The sequence below is a fragment of the Ruegeria sp. A5 genome, assembly GCF_056543005.1.
This window is the reverse complement of the sequence record NZ_JBQGAV010000005.1, coordinates 79888-93898: the sequence shown is the minus strand read 5'-3', so window position 1 is coordinate 93898 and position 14011 is coordinate 79888. Positions and strand designations below refer to the sequence as shown.

Genomic DNA, 14011 nt, shown 5'->3' with positions numbered 1-14011 from the left:
CGGAGCCTAGCGACATGCGCCGCCCTGTCACGTAACTTATTGGTGTAGGGTGGGGTTTCACCCCACCAACCGCCTCACGGTGGGGTGAAACCCCACCCTACACCAGATCAAATCACAAAGCCGCGCTATCGCCAGACCGCGGGGTGACAATCAGGGGTTTGTGTTCGGCACTTTATGCCAGCCAAATCCGCGAAACGTTCAAACGGAGCGCTAACGGAGACAAATCGCCAGCCCGTGCGGGCGGTCTGGCGATAGCGCGGCGGCCAGTTGGCCTTTGCTCCGCGCAAGTTTCAATCACACACTCTATCTTGGAAATTTCTTCTCGCGCGCAATCATCGAACGCTACTTCGATCTATCCTTTGCGTACTGATCAATTAGCTTTCTAGCCATTGCTTGTCGATCCTCCGCTTCTTTCCTTTGGTCAGCTCTACTGCAAAGAGCGCTCCAAGCAGCCCAAAGGCCAGGAAATATGGCGCCCCCCAAAACAGGAATAAACCAAATCACCGAAGATTCGAGCAGCGTTACCGTTAGAACCTGAATGGAAATCGTCGCGAGAATAAGACCAGTCAACCAAAGAAAAGGAGCATTCGCCACACGGCGATGCCACCAGTCAATGTAACGCGAAAGATATACGCCCAGTGGATACACTTACCGACTCAAACCACCATGCAGGTTCGGCATATCCAGCGCTGCGAACCCATAGTGGCGCAACCAACGCAAGTCTGAATCAAAGAACGCCCGCAAATCCGGAATACCGTATTTCAGCATCGCCAAACGGTCGATTCCAATGCCGAAGGCAAAGCCCTGATAGACCTCGGGGTCGATCCCACCGGCGGCGATCACCTTGGGGTGGACCATGCCCGAGCCTAGAATCTCCATCCAGTCATCGCCCTCACCGATCTTCAGCTGACCGTTGTCCCACGAACAGCGGATATCGACCTCGGCCGATGGCTCGGTGAAGGGGAAGTGCGAGGCGCGGAAGCGCAGCTCGACATCGTCGACCTCGAAGAAGGCCTTCACGAACTCTTCCAGAACCCATTTCAGGTTCGCCATCGAGATGTCCTTGTCGATGGCCAGCCCCTCGACCTGATGGAACATCGGCGTGTGGGTCTGGTCATAGTCGGCGCGGTAGACGCCACCCGGACAGATCACGCGGATCGGCGCGCCCTGCAGCTCCATCGAGCGGATCTGAACGGGCGAAGTATGGGTGCGCAGCACGTGCGGCGGGCGATTGTCGCCCTCGGCGCGGTGCATGTAGAACGTGTCCATCTCGGCCCGCGCGGGGTGGTGGCCGGGGATGTTCAGAGCGTCAAAGTTGTGCCAGTCGGTCTCGATCCGCGGCCCTTCGGCCACCAAGAAACCCAGTTCGGCAAAGATCGCGGTCAACTCCTCGGTCGCCTGGCTGACCGGGTGGATCGAGCCCTGACGGCGCGCGCGGGTCGGTAGTGTAACGTCGAGCCACTCGGTGCGCAGACGCTCATCCAGCGCGGCGTCGGCAAGCGCGGCCTTTTTGGCAGAAAGCGCCGAGTTGATCTCATCCTTCAGGGCGTTCAGCGCGGGGCCTGCGACCTGACGTTCCTCGGGGGTCATCTTGCCCAGCTCGCGCATCTTCAGCGCGACCTCGCCCTTTTTGCCCACGGCAGCGACGCGGATCGCCTCAAGCGCGTTTTCGTCGCCAGCTTCGGCGATTTGGCCCAGATATTTTGCCTTAAGATCGTCCATGACGCCCTCTGAAATTGGTCGCCAACCTGCTATCGGCCCCGCCCCGCGAATGCAAGCGGGACGGTGGGGATCAATAGCTGTATTCGGGATAAATCCGGGTCAGATCGCCATTCCAGTCGCCATTGTAGTGATCCAGCAACTCATCAGCGGGAACCTTGCCCGTATCGATGCTGTCCTTGAGCGCGTTCAGGAAATGCGTCTCGTCCTGCACCAGACCACCCGCACCGGGGCGCGCGCGGGATGCAAGTCCGGCCTCTGCGATCGAGACCACTTCGCGCGCCAAATCATGCATATTGATGTTGCCAACCTGCGCTTGCAGACCATCCTTGGCAGCCTCGACCCGCAGCGCTTCGCGCGTCTCGGCATCCCAGCCTTTGACCAGATCCCAAGCGGCATCCAGCGCGGTTTGGTCATAGGTCAGACCAACCCAGAATGCAGGCAGAGCGCATAGGCGACGCCATGGGCCACCATCGGCACCGCGCATCTCCATGAACTTCTTGATCCGCGCTTCGGGGAATGCCGTGGTCAGGTGATCGGCCCAATCGGACAGAGTCGGCGTCTCGCCGGGCAATGCAGGCAGTTTGCCCTGCAGGAAGTCGCGGAATGACATGCCCAGAGCGTTGATATACTGGCCGTCGCGATAAACGAAATACATCGGCACATCGAGCGCGTATTCAACGTAGCGCTCAAAACCGAAGCCTTCTTCGAACACAAAGGGCAGCATCCCAGTGCGTGCATCGTCCAGATGCCGCCAGATAAAGCTGCGCCAGCTTTTCTGGCCGTTCACCTTGCCCTCAAAAAACGGAGAATTCGCAAACAGCGCCGTCGCGACCGGCTGAAGTGCCAGCGCGACGCGCAGTTTCTGCACCATGTCGGCCTCGGAGCCAAAGTCGATATTGACCTGAACGGTACAGGTCCGGCGCATCATGGCGCGGCCCATAGTGCCGACTTTCTCCATATAATCGTTCATCAGCCGGTAACGGCCCTTAGGCATCAACGGCATCTCTTCATGGGTCCAGATCGGGGCTGCGCCCAGACCAATAAAGCCTACACCGATCTCATCGGCGATATCTTTCACTTCACGCAGGTGAGTGTTCACCTCATCACACGTTTCATGAATTGTCTCGAGCGGAGCGCCGGACAGTTCCAACGCACCGCCTGGTTCCAGGCTGACGTTCGCGCCGTCCTTCTCAAGCCCGATTAAATGTCCAGCTTCACGCACTTCAGCCCAGCCATGGCGGTCTCGCAGACCTTCCAGCACGGCCACAATCGACCGTTTGCCTTCAAACGGCAGAGGTTTCAGAGTGTCTTTGCAATAGCCGAACTTCTCATGCTCGGTTCCGATGCGCCAATCTTCCTTGGGCTTGCAGCCCAATTCCAGATATTCGGCCAGTTGCTCATGGCGTTCGATCGGTCCGCCGCCGGACTGGGGGATGGACATGTGACCCGTGCTCCGATCCTGATGTGTCTATCTTGGCGGTCAGTCCTGAGCGCAAACCGCGCCAGTGTCAATGCAGCCTATGGTGCGCAGGCCGTGACGGCGTGCGTTCCCAGATCACCACCGGATGCGCCGCACGACCGTTGAGTTCCGACAGCATTTGCTCGGTTTTAAGCCCCGGAAGTGCTGAGAACACATCAAACAGTGCCTCGGCCCCTTCGGCGTTCACCGGAATGTGAAGGGTCGGCTGCCCCGGCTGATCCAAAACCCAATGCGCAGGTTGCGAGGTCGGATCTAACGCCAACCGCTCGATTTCGCGGGCTGCAACGATGCCGCCGTCGAGCGGGCCCAGATAGGTGATCTGGCCTTCATCAATAGTCACCACACCCGGTCCTCCCGCACCATTGCGAAAGCGCGCGCGTTGCACTCCGATCACCGCCAGTGCCATCGAGACGACGATCAGCAGCCACCCCAACCACGCCAGCAATCCGCCGGGGCCGCTGATCCAGCTGAGGCCGAGGATCAGAACAAACCCTGCAACCAGCACTTCGCGCCAGCGCCACAGGGCCAGTTTGGCTTCGGGTCGAAAGAAACTCATGCCACGTCCTCCGGGTTTTTGAACAGGATCAGCGAGTATTGACCTGCAGGCTGGAACCCAATGGATATATAGGCACGCGCTGCCGCATCGGAAGCCGCAAAGAGGACAGCTCTGGAAACTCCCGCGTCGCGCGCCTCAACCAGATGCAGGGCAACAGCCAAACGCGCATAGCCCCGCCCTCGTAAATCTGGTGGCGTGTAGACACCGCCGATCTGCACCACATCAGGCAGGCGGGCGTTGAAGCCGGTCATGCTGACCGGTAGGCCATTCTGTAGCAAAACTCGATGCGAATCCCGCTCGATATAGGTCTTGATGTCCTTCCTAGCCTGCGTCTGTGCGCGCACAGCATCAAAATCCATGGCTTCGATGAGGTAGCATTCTCGCCAGTCTTCAAGGACCGAACGGTCTACATCAGTAAGCGGCATGAGATCTGCCCCACTGAAATCCGGTATTTGAAGTCGATCCAACGCTAGGGAAAACCCCGGCTCATCGCTGTTCAGGGTCGCGGGTCGCCCCTCCCAACCTGCCAACTGCATTATCCGACGAGCCTGCGTTGCCTCAGCCGCGATGCCGAACAGGGCCCGGCCTCGAATAAGGTCAATCGCTGCGGCAAGTTCGGTATCCGAACAGTCGGGACATTGCAGCAGGATCATGCCTTCATTTGTTATGGCAAAGACCGCACGCAACGGGCTGCCAAGCGTCCATGCATTCAACGACCGGGGATGCGTACCGCACAGGCCAAAATCCCGTAGATTGGCCAAAGGGAACATCGATGTTTGGATATGTTGGGACAAAAACGAGTCGATCCTGGACAGGTCCGTTTCCTGCGCCAATTGCCACGTCACGTCCAATCTCCCAACGCTTGCTGCCACATTGTCATCGCCGCAACGGCTGCTGTATCGGCGCGCAGGATGCGTGGGCCGAGGCTGACCACATGGGTAAATGGTAGCTCCGCCAACCGTTTACGTTCTGGCTCGGAAAACCCGCCCTCGGGGCCGATCAGGATCGCCCACGGCTTGCCTTTCTCATTCTCTGCCAAGCGCAGGGCCGAGCCGGCTTCAGCCTCGTCACAGAACATCAATTGGCGATCATCGGGCCACGCGCCCAGGATACGATCCAATCGCTGGAGGTCAGCGACCTCAGGCACAAAAGTGCCGCCACATTGTTCGGCCGCCTCAATTGCGTGGGCCTGCAAGCGATCCTGTCGAATGCGCTCAGAGTTGGTGAATTCGGTGTGCACCGGTATGATCCGTGCGGCCCCCATTTCAGCTGCTTTTTCAACGATGAAATCGGTCCGCGCCTTCTTGATCGGTGCAAAGAGAAGCCACAGATCGGGCGGTAATTGCAGAGGTTTCGATTGCTCCACGCACGACAGAATACCGCCTCGTTTGCCCGCTTCTGCAACCTCTGCCTGCCACTCGCCATCGCTGCCATTGAACAGGGCGACCCGGCCCCCAACCGACAGGCGCATGACACCGAACAGATAATGCGCCTGCTCACGCGTCAAAGGAACCGATTGCCCCGGACCCAAAGGGTGCTCTACATACAGTCTGATCTTCGCATTCATGAGACCCTACATATGCAAGGCAATGCCCCAACACCAGACGGTCAGGTCGCCGATGCCGTAACCGGCAATTGGGTCGACACCCACGCCCCCGCCTTTGCCCGCCCTTACCTGCGGCTCAGCCGTGCAGACCGACCCATCGGCACATGGCTGCTGCTGATTCCCTGCTGGTGGGGTCTGGCCTTGGCCATCCTGAGCGACGGCGCACCACGATGGGAGGATCTTTGGATCGCAGTTGGTTGTGCCATTGGTGCGTTTTTGATGCGTGGCGCGGGCTGTACGTGGAATGACATCACCGATCGAGAGTTTGACGGGAAGGTCGAGCGTACAAGGTCGCGCCCGATTCCCTCAGGCCAAGTGAGTGTCCGTCAGGCTGCATTCTGGATGGTGCTGCAATGTCTGTTGGCCCTGGCCATCCTTCTGACCTTCAACCGGGCCGCGATTGCGATGGGGGTTCTGTCTTTGCTGCCTGTTACCATCTATCCCTATGCAAAACGTTTTACGTGGTGGCCGCAGATTTTTCTGGGGCTGGCCTTCAACTGGGGCGCATTGCTGGCCTGGGCTGCACATACCGGCACCGTGGGCTGGCCTGCGATCATGCTTTATCTGTCAGGAATCGCCTGGACTTTGTTCTACGACACGATCTACGCCCATCAGGATGCCGAGGATGACGAGCTGATCGGCATCAAGTCAACCGCACGGCTGTTTGGCACCGATACCGCCCGTTGGCTCAAGTATTTTCTGATTGGAACCGTCAGTCTAATGGCCTTTGCAATTATCGACGCGGCTTTGCCCGGGACATCGGTTCTTGCTTTGGCGGTCGCCCTTGGCGGGCCCTGGGCGATGGGGTGGCATCTGGCCTGGCAATTGCGGGGGCTGGACACGGAGGACAACGCCAAATTGCTGCAGCTTTTCCGGGCCAATCGTGACACCGGCTTGATTCCGCTGATCTTCCTCTGCGTCGCCCTTTTCCTCTGATTGCACCTCTGTGCTGCGCTCTGTATGAGTCCCGGAACCAACCGCCCGAGGAGTCTCGATTTCGCCCATGCGTCTGCCTTACGCCCTAGCTGTTGCGTTGATTTTCGCGGTGTCCGCCGTTCTATCGCTGGTGGTCGCTGGATTTGCGGTCAGCAAGATCGAAGACGCCTCGGAACTGGCCGTGCGAAAGGCCTTGAACTTGCAGGGGCATGATTGGGCCGAAGTCGAATCCGACGGCCTGCGTGTCGTTCTGACCGGCACGGCCCCGACTGAGGCGACCCGATTCAACGCCCTGATCGCTGCGGGCACCGAGGTCGACACCTCGCGCGTCATTGACGAGATGGAGGTTGCTCCCACCGCCGATCTGACACCGCCCCGCTTTTCTACCGAGATCCTGCGCAATGACAGCGGAATTTCGATTATCGGGCTAGTACCTGCGGCTCTGGATCGCGACGATCTGGTAGACAGGCTGCAACGCCTTGATCGGGACGCGTCAGTCTCGGACCTGATGGAAAGTGCCGACTATCCCAAGCCAGACGGATGGGATCAGGCAATCGACTATGCGATCGAAGCGCTCTCGGATTTGCCACGGGCCAAGATATCTGCCAGCCCAGGGTTGGTGCGTATCACGGCGATTGCCGATAGCCAGCAAGAGAAAGACCAGCTGGAACAAGACCTAAGCCGCGCCGCGCCACCAGGTCTGCGAATCGGCCTTTCGATTTCGGCACCTCGCCCGGTAATCACACCATTCACGCTGCGCTATCTGATAGATGAGGATGGCGGGCAGTTTGATGCGTGCTCGGCCCAGGATGAAGTTGCGCGCGACATCATCGTCGCTGCAGCACAAGAGGCCGGATTAACCGGCCCCTATTCCTGCACCATTGGGCTAGGCGTACCGTCTCCGCGTTGGGCGAATGCAGCGCAGCTCAGCATTCGTGCGCTATCCGAACTTGGTCAGGGTTCGGTTACTCTGTCGGATGCAGATATCACTCTAGTTGCCACACAAGGGACTAACCCTTTGGAGTTCGACCGCATCGTGGGAGAGCTCGAAAATACGCTGCCCGAGGTTTTCGCCTTGCATGCAGTTCTTCCCGAACCCGAACCGGATGACCCGACTGGGCCTATTGAATTCGTCGCAACACGTAGCCCTGAGGGTTTGGTTCAACTGCGTGGCCGTCTGAGTGACGAAACGCTGCGTGAAATGACCGACAGCTTTGCACGTGCCGCCTTTGGATCATTGCAGGTGCACACAGCCACCCGGATTGCACCGGACCTGCCCGCGGATTGGCCCATACGCGTCTTGGCGGGGCTGGAGGCACTGTCGCAACTGCACAATGGCGCCCTGACCGTTACGCCGGACAATGTAGCGCTGTCGGGCATCAGCCATGATCCCGACGCCAAGGCCCGGATCGCCGGCATGCTGTCGGACAAGCTGGGCGAGGCGCAGGATTACACCCTGTCAATCACCTATCAGGAGCCGCCCGCACCCGCCGACGCGCCGCCCGACCCTGAGGTCTGCGAAGAGCAGCTGGCCGAGGTTCAGGCCACCAGCAAGATTGCTTTCGAACCGGGATCAGCCACCGTCGCAGCAGACTCGCGCGATGCCCTGAACCAGATCGCGGACATCCTGCGTGAATGTGGCCCCATCCGGTTGGAGATTCAGGGCCATACCGACAGTCAGGGCCGTGAAGAGATGAACCAGCAGCTCAGCCAGTCGCGCGCGCAGTCGATCCTGAACGAATTGCGCGGACGGCGCGTGCCGACCTCAAGCTTTTCTGCGGTCGGGTATGGCGAGACGCAGCCCATCGCCGATAACGAAACCGAAGAAGGCCGCGAAGAGAACCGCCGCATCGAGTTTCGCCTGATCCGTCCTGAACCCGTGGCCAACACCCTGACCGGGCTTGAGGCGATGGAAGCCGAGGCCGAATCTGAGGCCGAAATCGAGACACCTGAAACCGACGCACCGGATGCAGGCTCAGAGGACCAGTAAGTTGAACAGAACAGAATTCATCATCGCCACAGCCATCATCCTGTTCGCAGCTTTCTGCATGGGTTGGTTCGCCAACTGGCTGGCCCATCGGCTGTCCCGTGTTCGCCAAAGCGACGTGGCCGATCTTGACCGCATGAGTCAGGAACTGCACGAGGCCGAAGAAACACGCGATCAGGCAATCACATATCTTCAGCAGCGCGAGGCAGAGCTGACCAACCAGCTGACGCAAACCGAAGCCGAGTTGAATGCCGCAATGGAAGGGCTGCGCGCGGCGCGGCAGGAAGCCGAAGAGATGCGCGGGCGGATCAACAACGCAGACTAGGCACCCTACCAGCGGGTCAGCGCGTCTTCATCCTCGTCCTTGGCAGCCACCCATTCTGCTCCGGAAGTGGTGATTTCCTTCTTCCAGAATGGCGCGCGAGACTTAAGGTAATCCATCAGATATTCCGCCGCCTCAAACGCATCTTTGCGGTGCGGTGCGGCGGTGGCGACCATCATGATACGGTCACCCGGAGCAAGCCTTCCGTGGCGGTGGATCACCAGAACGTTGCCCAGTGACCAACGGGCTTGCGCCTCTTCCGCGATCTTGGTTAGGGCGCGTTCGGTCATGCCGGGATAGTGCTCGATCTCCATCACATCCAGATCGCCCGAAGCCAGATCGCGCACAACGCCTGTGAAGGTCACGATGGCCCCGTTGGCATCGTCCCCGGCGGCAAAAGCGTTGGCTTCGGCCCCCAGATCGAACGGGGCCTCCTGCACGACGATCCGCATTCTAGCCACCCGTCATGGGCGGAAAGAACGCAACCTCGCGCACGCCGGTCAGTGGGGCGTCAAAATCCGAAAGCTCTTGGTCCAGCGCCACGCGCAAGGCCGACAGATCGGCAAAGGCAGCAGCATAGCGATCCTCACGCGCGCTCAGTTCCGCGACCAAATCGCTGACTGTTGCGGCCTCAGTTTCAATCTTCTCTTTCGGCAGGCCGATGCGTTCGCGCACCCAAGCGAAATACAGCACGTTCATCGGTTAGCTCTCCTTCAGGTGGGGCATGGCTTTACGTAGGTAGTCATAGCCCGTGATCAATGTCAGCGTCGCGGCAATCCAGAGCAGCCATAGCCCGATACGACCTGACCAGAACATGGCCTCAAGATGCCAGCGGATGTTGTTCAGGTCCTCGACCTGCCCTGCCAGAACCTGATCAATGGTTGTCGCATCCATGCCAAACGTGGCCATCACAAAATGGTGCTCGAATATCCCCTGCGAGAACAGGATCGCGATCGCTACCATCTGTGCCGTCGTTTTCCACTTGGCCAGCTTGGTGACCTTCAGGGTTCCGGCCACATCGCCCAGATACTCTCGCAAGCCTGAGACAAAGACTTCGCGAAACAGGATCACTGTCGCGGGCAGGACCAGCCATGGTGTCCAGTGTTCAGTCGAATAGCCCACCAATATCATCAGCGCGATTACCACCATTGCCTTGTCGGCAATGGGATCCAGCATGGCGCCAATCTTCGTTTCCTGTTTCCAGGCGCGCGCCAGATACCCGTCGAACCAATCGGTGATCGCCGCTGACAGGAACAGAATCAAAGCAAACCAATCCGCATAGGGTCGGGTGAAATACAGAAACATCACGGCGAGACCGGGGGCCGCCACAAGGCGCAGTACAGTCAGAATATTCGGCAGGTTCCATTTCATGGCTTGGACCCTACATCGCCGGTTCAAGACAGAAAAGACAGGGTCTTAAAAAACTGACCCAGCACAAGCGTTTGCTGTCTTAAAAGTCAAAGCGTCGCAGCGGTGGTCACATTACAGGTTTCATCTTGGCACTTGATTGCTTTGGCGTCAGATTGTCGGCTGGCCAACCAGACAACACCCCAGAGCTGACATGACACCGCATATTCAAACCGATCCCCGGTCAAATCTGATCGGCAGCGCCTGGATGGTCGCCGCAATGGCACTGTTCGCGCTGGAGGATGCGCTGCTTAAGGCGGCTTCGGCGTCGATCCCGATCTGGCAAGTGCTTGTTCTCTTCGGTGCGGGCGGTGCTGTAATCTACGCAGCGGTTGCCACAGTACGTAGCACGCGTCTGTTCCAGCCCGACGTGTTGTCGCGCCCGATGAAAGTACGTGTGGTCTTCGAGATCCTTGGACGGCTTTTCTATGTATTGGCGATCGCGCTAACGCCACTGTCCTCGGCTACGGTGATCCTTCAGGCCACACCACTGGTTGTCGTCGCAGGGGCCGCGTTGTTCTTTGGTGAATCCGTCGGCTGGCGGCGATGGAGCGCCATTTTGATCGGTCTTGTTGGCGTTGTGATCATCATCCAACCGACCGGAGACAGCTTCTCGGCCCTGTCAATCCTTGCCGTGCTGGGGATGCTCGGCTTTGCGGGGCGCGATCTGGCCAGCCGCGCCGCGCCCGCAACACTGGGCACTGAGGTTCTGGGGTTCTATGGCTTCCTTTGCATCATTGTCGCGGGTTTGGCTTATCGATTATGGGAAGGAACACCGCTGCAAACCCTGACGCCTAATGTCAGCCTGCACATGGGCGGGGCGATCGTGATGGGGGTCATGGCCTATGCCGCGCTGATGAAGGCGATGCGCACCGGCGAGGTCTCATCTGTGACGCCGTTTCGCTATTCGCGGCTGTTGTTCGGTATCGGCTTGGGCGTGGTGATGTTTGGCGAGCGATTGGATCAGGCCATGTGGATTGGCTGCGCCCTCATCGTGGCGTCAGGCCTCTATATCCTTTGGCGGGGGCGAAAGGCCTAGCCCTTGTCATGGAAGAAGTCATAGACCTTCTGCGCCAACCCGGCTGAAATCCCCTCGACGGCTTTAAGATCCGCCAAATTGGCTCGGCTCACCGCTTTGGCGCTGCCGAAATGAGTCAGCAGGGCGCGTTTGCGCGCGGCCCCGACGCCGGGGATTTCGTCCAGTGGCGTTGCACCAACCGCCTTGGCGCGTTTCGCGCGATGGGTGCCGATGGCAAAGCGATGCGCCTCATCCCGCAAGCGCTGGATAAAGTACAATACGGGATCGTTGCGTTTCAGCGCAAAAGGGCGCTGCCCGATGCGGTGGAATTCTTCCTTGCCGTGATCGCGATCGACACCCTTAGCGACACCGACCATCGGGATATCCTCGACCCCGTGCTGGGCCATGATCTCATTCACGACGCTCACCTGCCCTGCACCACCGTCGATCAGCAGCAGATCGGGCCAATGCCCTTTGTCCCGATCCGGATCTTCCTTTTGTAGGCGCGTAAAACGGCGGGTCAGGACCTCTTTCATCATGCCGAAGTCATCGCCGGGGGTTAGATCATCGCCGCGGATGTTGAACTTGCGATAGGCGTTTTTCATGAACCCCTCTGGGCCCGCGACGATCATGCCACCCACGGCATTGGTGCCTTGAATGTGAGAGTTGTCATAAACTTCGATCCGGTTCGGTGGCGCGTCCAGATCAAAGGCCTCGGCCACACCGCGTAGCAATTTGGCCTGCGTGGCACTTTCCGACATCCGCCGGGCCAGCGATTCACGTGCGTTGCGCAAGGCACCGGCGATCAGTTCCTGCTTTTCACCGCGCTGGGGCACCAGGATTTCCACCTTGCGTCCAGCTTTTTCCGACAATGCCTCCTGCATCAGATCGGCATTCTCGATTGCATCAGACAGGATCAACTGCCGGGGTGGTTCCTTGTTGTCATAGAACTGGCCCAGGAACGCTTCCATCGCCTCAGCCTGTGACACATCCGGGCCGACGCGCGGATAGAAATCGCGGTTACCCCAGTTCTGGTTGGCCCGGATGAAAAACACCTGAACGCAGGCTTGACCGCTGTCCATATAGAGGCCAATGACGTCAGCCTCGGCCACGCCGCGCGGATTGATGCCCTGAGACGTCTGCACCTGCGTCAGCGCCCGGATACGGTCGCGCAAACCGGCGGCCCGTTCGAACTCCATCGCCTCGGAGGCAGCCATCATCTGCGCGGCGAGATCTTCCTGCACTTTGGTAGATCGGCCTGACAGGAACCTTTCGGCATCCTTAACGCTTTCACGATAATCGGCTTCCGAGATCAGTCCGACGCACGGCCCAGAACATCGCTTGATCTGATAGAGCAGGCACGGCCGGGTCCGGCTATCGAACATGGAATCCGAACAGTTCCGCAGCAGGAACGCCTTTTGCAGCTGGTTCAGCGTCCTGTTCACCGCGCCTGCACTGGCGAAGGGGCCAAAATAAGCCCCCTTTTCTTTCTTCGCCCCTCGGTGCTTTTCGATCTGCGGAAAGGCATGATCCTTGGCGACCAGAATATTCGGGAAGCTTTTGTCATCCCGCAACAATACGTTGTATTTGGGCTTGAGCTGCTTGATCAGGTTCTGTTCCAGCAGCAGCGCCTCGGTCTCGGTCCGAGTGGTCAGAAACATCATCGAGGCAGTTGCGGCGATCATTTTCTCGATCCGACCCGAATGTCCCGGGCGGGTGTAGTTCGATACCCTCGCCTTCAGGTTTCGCGCTTTACCTACGTAAAGAACTCGGCTGTCCCCATCCAACATCCGATACACACCCGGCGAGCTGTCCAGCGTTTTCGCATAACGCTGAATGCAGGCATAGCCGGTGGCTTGGGTCGACGATTCGGGATCGGTGCTGGCGGTCATGAGTCTGAGATATGATTCTCTGACCATGGCTGCAATCTTGTGCGCTTCAGATCAAGAGAAAACAAATCCACGACTTCTGTGGATAACTGTGCAGATAACTTTTGGGGCATCACGATTTTCCCTTGAATCCTTGCCTTTTCGTTGATCTGCACAAAAAATAGGCAGGAAATTATGGCGTTGTTTTTAAAGGATAATTTTCTTGATCTGCGACAAGTGTATGAAAATTAAGACATTTTTGTAACGCTCGAGTAACAGAGATGAGAGCGGTGCAAAACTTGCAGCAGATTTACTTATTCTACACCAAGAACATCGGGTGTTTGCCAACCCAAATGTTGCCCACCATCGACGCAAAGAAGCTGCCCCGTAACAGCATGCGCATCCAGAAAGTATCCCAGCGCAGCAGTGATATCCGACGGGTTCGCGCCGCGCTCCAGAATCGTGTTCTGCCGCTGAGCGCTAAAATGAGCATCACTTTGGCGATGACCCTGCAGCGTTGGACCGGGGCCGATCGCGTTCACACGGATTGCGGGTGTCAGAGCCTGCGCTGCAGTCCGGGTCAAGGCCCACAACCCCATCTTGGCAATCGTGTATGACATGAACTCAGGCGTCAGTTTACGCACCCGCATATCCACCATGTTCACGATCAGCCCAATCGCCAGAGGCTCTCCCTGATCATCAAGCTCCGGCTGCAACCCCTGCTCGGCCATGGCTTGGGTCAGTACGAATGGTGCGCGCAGGTTGCTGTCGAGATGCCGATCCCAGCTTTGGCGGGTAGCTGTGTGGATATTGTCATACTCAAATATCGATGCATTGTTGACCAGACAGGTGATCGGACCACCCAGCGCCTCAGCTGCACGCGGCAGCAATGAGCTGACTTGCCCCTCATCAAGCAGATCGGCCTGCAGCGCAACTGACCTTCGGCCCAGCGCCTGAACCTCATCAACCGTTTCACGCGCGGCCTGAGCCGAACTGGAATAGTGCACAGCGACATCCATGCCGCGCTGCGCCAAATACAGCGCCATGGCACGACCAAGGCGTTTACCGGCACCGGTCACCAATGCTCGGGTCATGGGCTCATTCTCCTC

At 58.7% G+C, this 14011-nt stretch carries 14 protein-coding genes; 4 read left to right on the top strand and 10 right to left on the bottom strand.

What is annotated here, in order from left to right; genetic code table 11:
- Positions 1-648 precede the first annotated feature (648 nt).
- From pheS to ACR0AY_RS12860, 5 genes are all read right to left on the bottom strand, one after another.
- Positions 649-1722 (bottom strand): phenylalanine--tRNA ligase subunit alpha, encoded by a 1074-nt coding sequence (gene pheS / locus ACR0AY_RS12880; protein WP_170513786.1) that lies wholly within the window; start codon positions 1720-1722, stop codon positions 649-651.
- Positions 1723-1792: 70 nt separating this feature from the next.
- A complete protein-coding gene (locus tag ACR0AY_RS12875) occupies positions 1793-3163 on the bottom strand; it encodes a glutamate--cysteine ligase (protein WP_170513783.1) in 1371 nt (456 codons plus the stop codon).
- A gap of 67 nt (positions 3164-3230) precedes the next feature.
- Positions 3231-3758, bottom strand: coding sequence for a hypothetical protein (locus ACR0AY_RS12870; RefSeq protein WP_170513780.1), 528 nt, complete (start codon positions 3756-3758; stop codon positions 3231-3233).
- On the bottom strand, positions 3755-4603 hold the full coding sequence (locus ACR0AY_RS12865) for a GNAT family N-acetyltransferase (RefSeq protein WP_170513777.1): 849 nt from the start codon (positions 4601-4603) through the stop codon (positions 3755-3757). The genes ACR0AY_RS12870 and ACR0AY_RS12865 overlap by 4 nt, the downstream gene beginning before the upstream one ends.
- Positions 4600-5325 (bottom strand): 16S rRNA (uracil(1498)-N(3))-methyltransferase, encoded by a 726-nt coding sequence (locus ACR0AY_RS12860; RefSeq protein ID WP_170513774.1) that lies wholly within the window; start codon positions 5323-5325, stop codon positions 4600-4602. Before ACR0AY_RS12860 ends, ACR0AY_RS12865 begins: the two co-directional genes overlap by 4 nt.
- A gap of 12 nt (positions 5326-5337) precedes the next feature.
- Here ACR0AY_RS12860 and ubiA point away from each other — a divergent pair, with 12 nt between their 5' ends.
- From ubiA to ACR0AY_RS12845, 3 genes are all read left to right on the top strand, one after another.
- Positions 5338-6300 (top strand): 4-hydroxybenzoate octaprenyltransferase, encoded by a 963-nt coding sequence (gene ubiA / locus ACR0AY_RS12855; RefSeq protein WP_170423611.1) that lies wholly within the window; start codon positions 5338-5340, stop codon positions 6298-6300.
- 67 nt (positions 6301-6367) lie between these two features.
- Positions 6368-8290 (top strand): OmpA family protein, encoded by a 1923-nt coding sequence (locus ACR0AY_RS12850; protein ID WP_170513770.1) that lies wholly within the window; start codon positions 6368-6370, stop codon positions 8288-8290.
- A gap of 1 nt (position 8291) precedes the next feature.
- The gene (locus ACR0AY_RS12845; RefSeq protein ID WP_170395619.1) at positions 8292-8612 is read left to right on the top strand and encodes a hypothetical protein; all 321 of its coding nucleotides are present in this window, start codon (positions 8292-8294) and stop codon (positions 8610-8612) included.
- A gap of 5 nt (positions 8613-8617) precedes the next feature.
- Here ACR0AY_RS12845 and ACR0AY_RS12840 read toward each other — a convergent pair whose 3' ends face one another.
- Genes ACR0AY_RS12840 through pgsA form a run of 3 tightly spaced genes read right to left on the bottom strand, consistent with a single transcriptional unit; the run spans position 8618 to position 9980 of the window.
- Positions 8618-9061 carry a molybdopterin synthase catalytic subunit gene (locus ACR0AY_RS12840; RefSeq protein ID WP_170408409.1) on the bottom strand — a complete coding sequence of 148 codons (444 nt, stop codon included), beginning with the start codon at positions 9059-9061 and terminating at the stop codon, positions 8618-8620.
- Position 9062: 1 nt separating this feature from the next.
- Entirely contained in the window at positions 9063-9308 is a 246-nt protein-coding gene (gene moaD, locus ACR0AY_RS12835; RefSeq protein WP_170395615.1) for a molybdopterin converting factor subunit 1, read from the bottom strand.
- Positions 9309-9311: 3 nt separating this feature from the next.
- Complete coding sequence (gene pgsA, locus ACR0AY_RS12830; RefSeq protein ID WP_170395613.1) at positions 9312-9980, bottom strand: CDP-diacylglycerol--glycerol-3-phosphate 3-phosphatidyltransferase; 669 nt, start codon at positions 9978-9980, stop codon at positions 9312-9314.
- Positions 9981-10170: 190 nt separating this feature from the next.
- On the opposite strand from pgsA, the gene ACR0AY_RS12825 reads away from it, so the two are divergent.
- Positions 10171-11055, top strand: a complete 885-nt coding sequence (locus ACR0AY_RS12825; RefSeq protein WP_170513767.1) for a DMT family transporter — start codon at positions 10171-10173, stop codon at positions 11053-11055.
- Here the strand turns inward: ACR0AY_RS12825 and uvrC are convergent.
- Together uvrC and ACR0AY_RS12815 are read right to left on the bottom strand one after the other, a co-directional pair.
- Positions 11052-12926 (bottom strand): excinuclease ABC subunit UvrC, encoded by a 1875-nt coding sequence (gene uvrC, locus ACR0AY_RS12820; protein ID WP_170514149.1) that lies wholly within the window; start codon positions 12924-12926, stop codon positions 11052-11054. The genes ACR0AY_RS12825 and uvrC overlap by 4 nt on opposite strands.
- Positions 12927-13216: 290 nt before the next feature.
- Complete coding sequence (locus ACR0AY_RS12815; protein WP_170513765.1) at positions 13217-13996, bottom strand: SDR family oxidoreductase; 780 nt, start codon at positions 13994-13996, stop codon at positions 13217-13219.
- Positions 13997-14011 lie beyond the last annotated feature (15 nt).

Bases quoted from the DNA above. Each gene is read 5' to 3' on its own strand.
- ACR0AY_RS12825 (WP_170513767.1), top strand. From the start codon at position 10,171: ATGACACCGCATATTCAAACCGATCCCCGGTCAAATCTGATCGGCAGC.
- ACR0AY_RS12850 (WP_170513770.1), top strand. From the start codon at position 6,368: ATGCGTCTGCCTTACGCCCTAGCTGTTGCGTTGATTTTCGCGGTGTCC.
- ACR0AY_RS12840 (WP_170408409.1), bottom strand. From the start codon at position 9,061: ATGCGGATCGTCGTGCAGGAGGCCCCGTTCGATCTGGGGGCCGAAGCC.
- ACR0AY_RS12875 (WP_170513783.1), bottom strand. From the start codon at position 3,163: ATGTCCATCCCCCAGTCCGGCGGCGGACCGATCGAACGCCATGAGCAA.
- pheS (WP_170513786.1), bottom strand. From the start codon at position 1,722: ATGGACGATCTTAAGGCAAAATATCTGGGCCAAATCGCCGAAGCTGGC.
- uvrC (WP_170514149.1), bottom strand. From the start codon at position 12,926: ATGACCGCCAGCACCGATCCCGAATCGTCGACCCAAGCCACCGGCTAT.
- moaD (WP_170395615.1), bottom strand. From the start codon at position 9,308: ATGAACGTGCTGTATTTCGCTTGGGTGCGCGAACGCATCGGCCTGCCG.
- ACR0AY_RS12860 (WP_170513774.1), bottom strand. From the start codon at position 5,325: ATGAATGCGAAGATCAGACTGTATGTAGAGCACCCTTTGGGTCCGGGG.
- ACR0AY_RS12870 (WP_170513780.1), bottom strand. From the start codon at position 3,758: ATGAGTTTCTTTCGACCCGAAGCCAAACTGGCCCTGTGGCGCTGGCGC.
- ACR0AY_RS12815 (WP_170513765.1), bottom strand. From the start codon at position 13,996: ATGACCCGAGCATTGGTGACCGGTGCCGGTAAACGCCTTGGTCGTGCC.
- pgsA (WP_170395613.1), bottom strand. From the start codon at position 9,980: ATGAAATGGAACCTGCCGAATATTCTGACTGTACTGCGCCTTGTGGCG.
- ubiA (WP_170423611.1), top strand. From the start codon at position 5,338: ATGCAAGGCAATGCCCCAACACCAGACGGTCAGGTCGCCGATGCCGTA.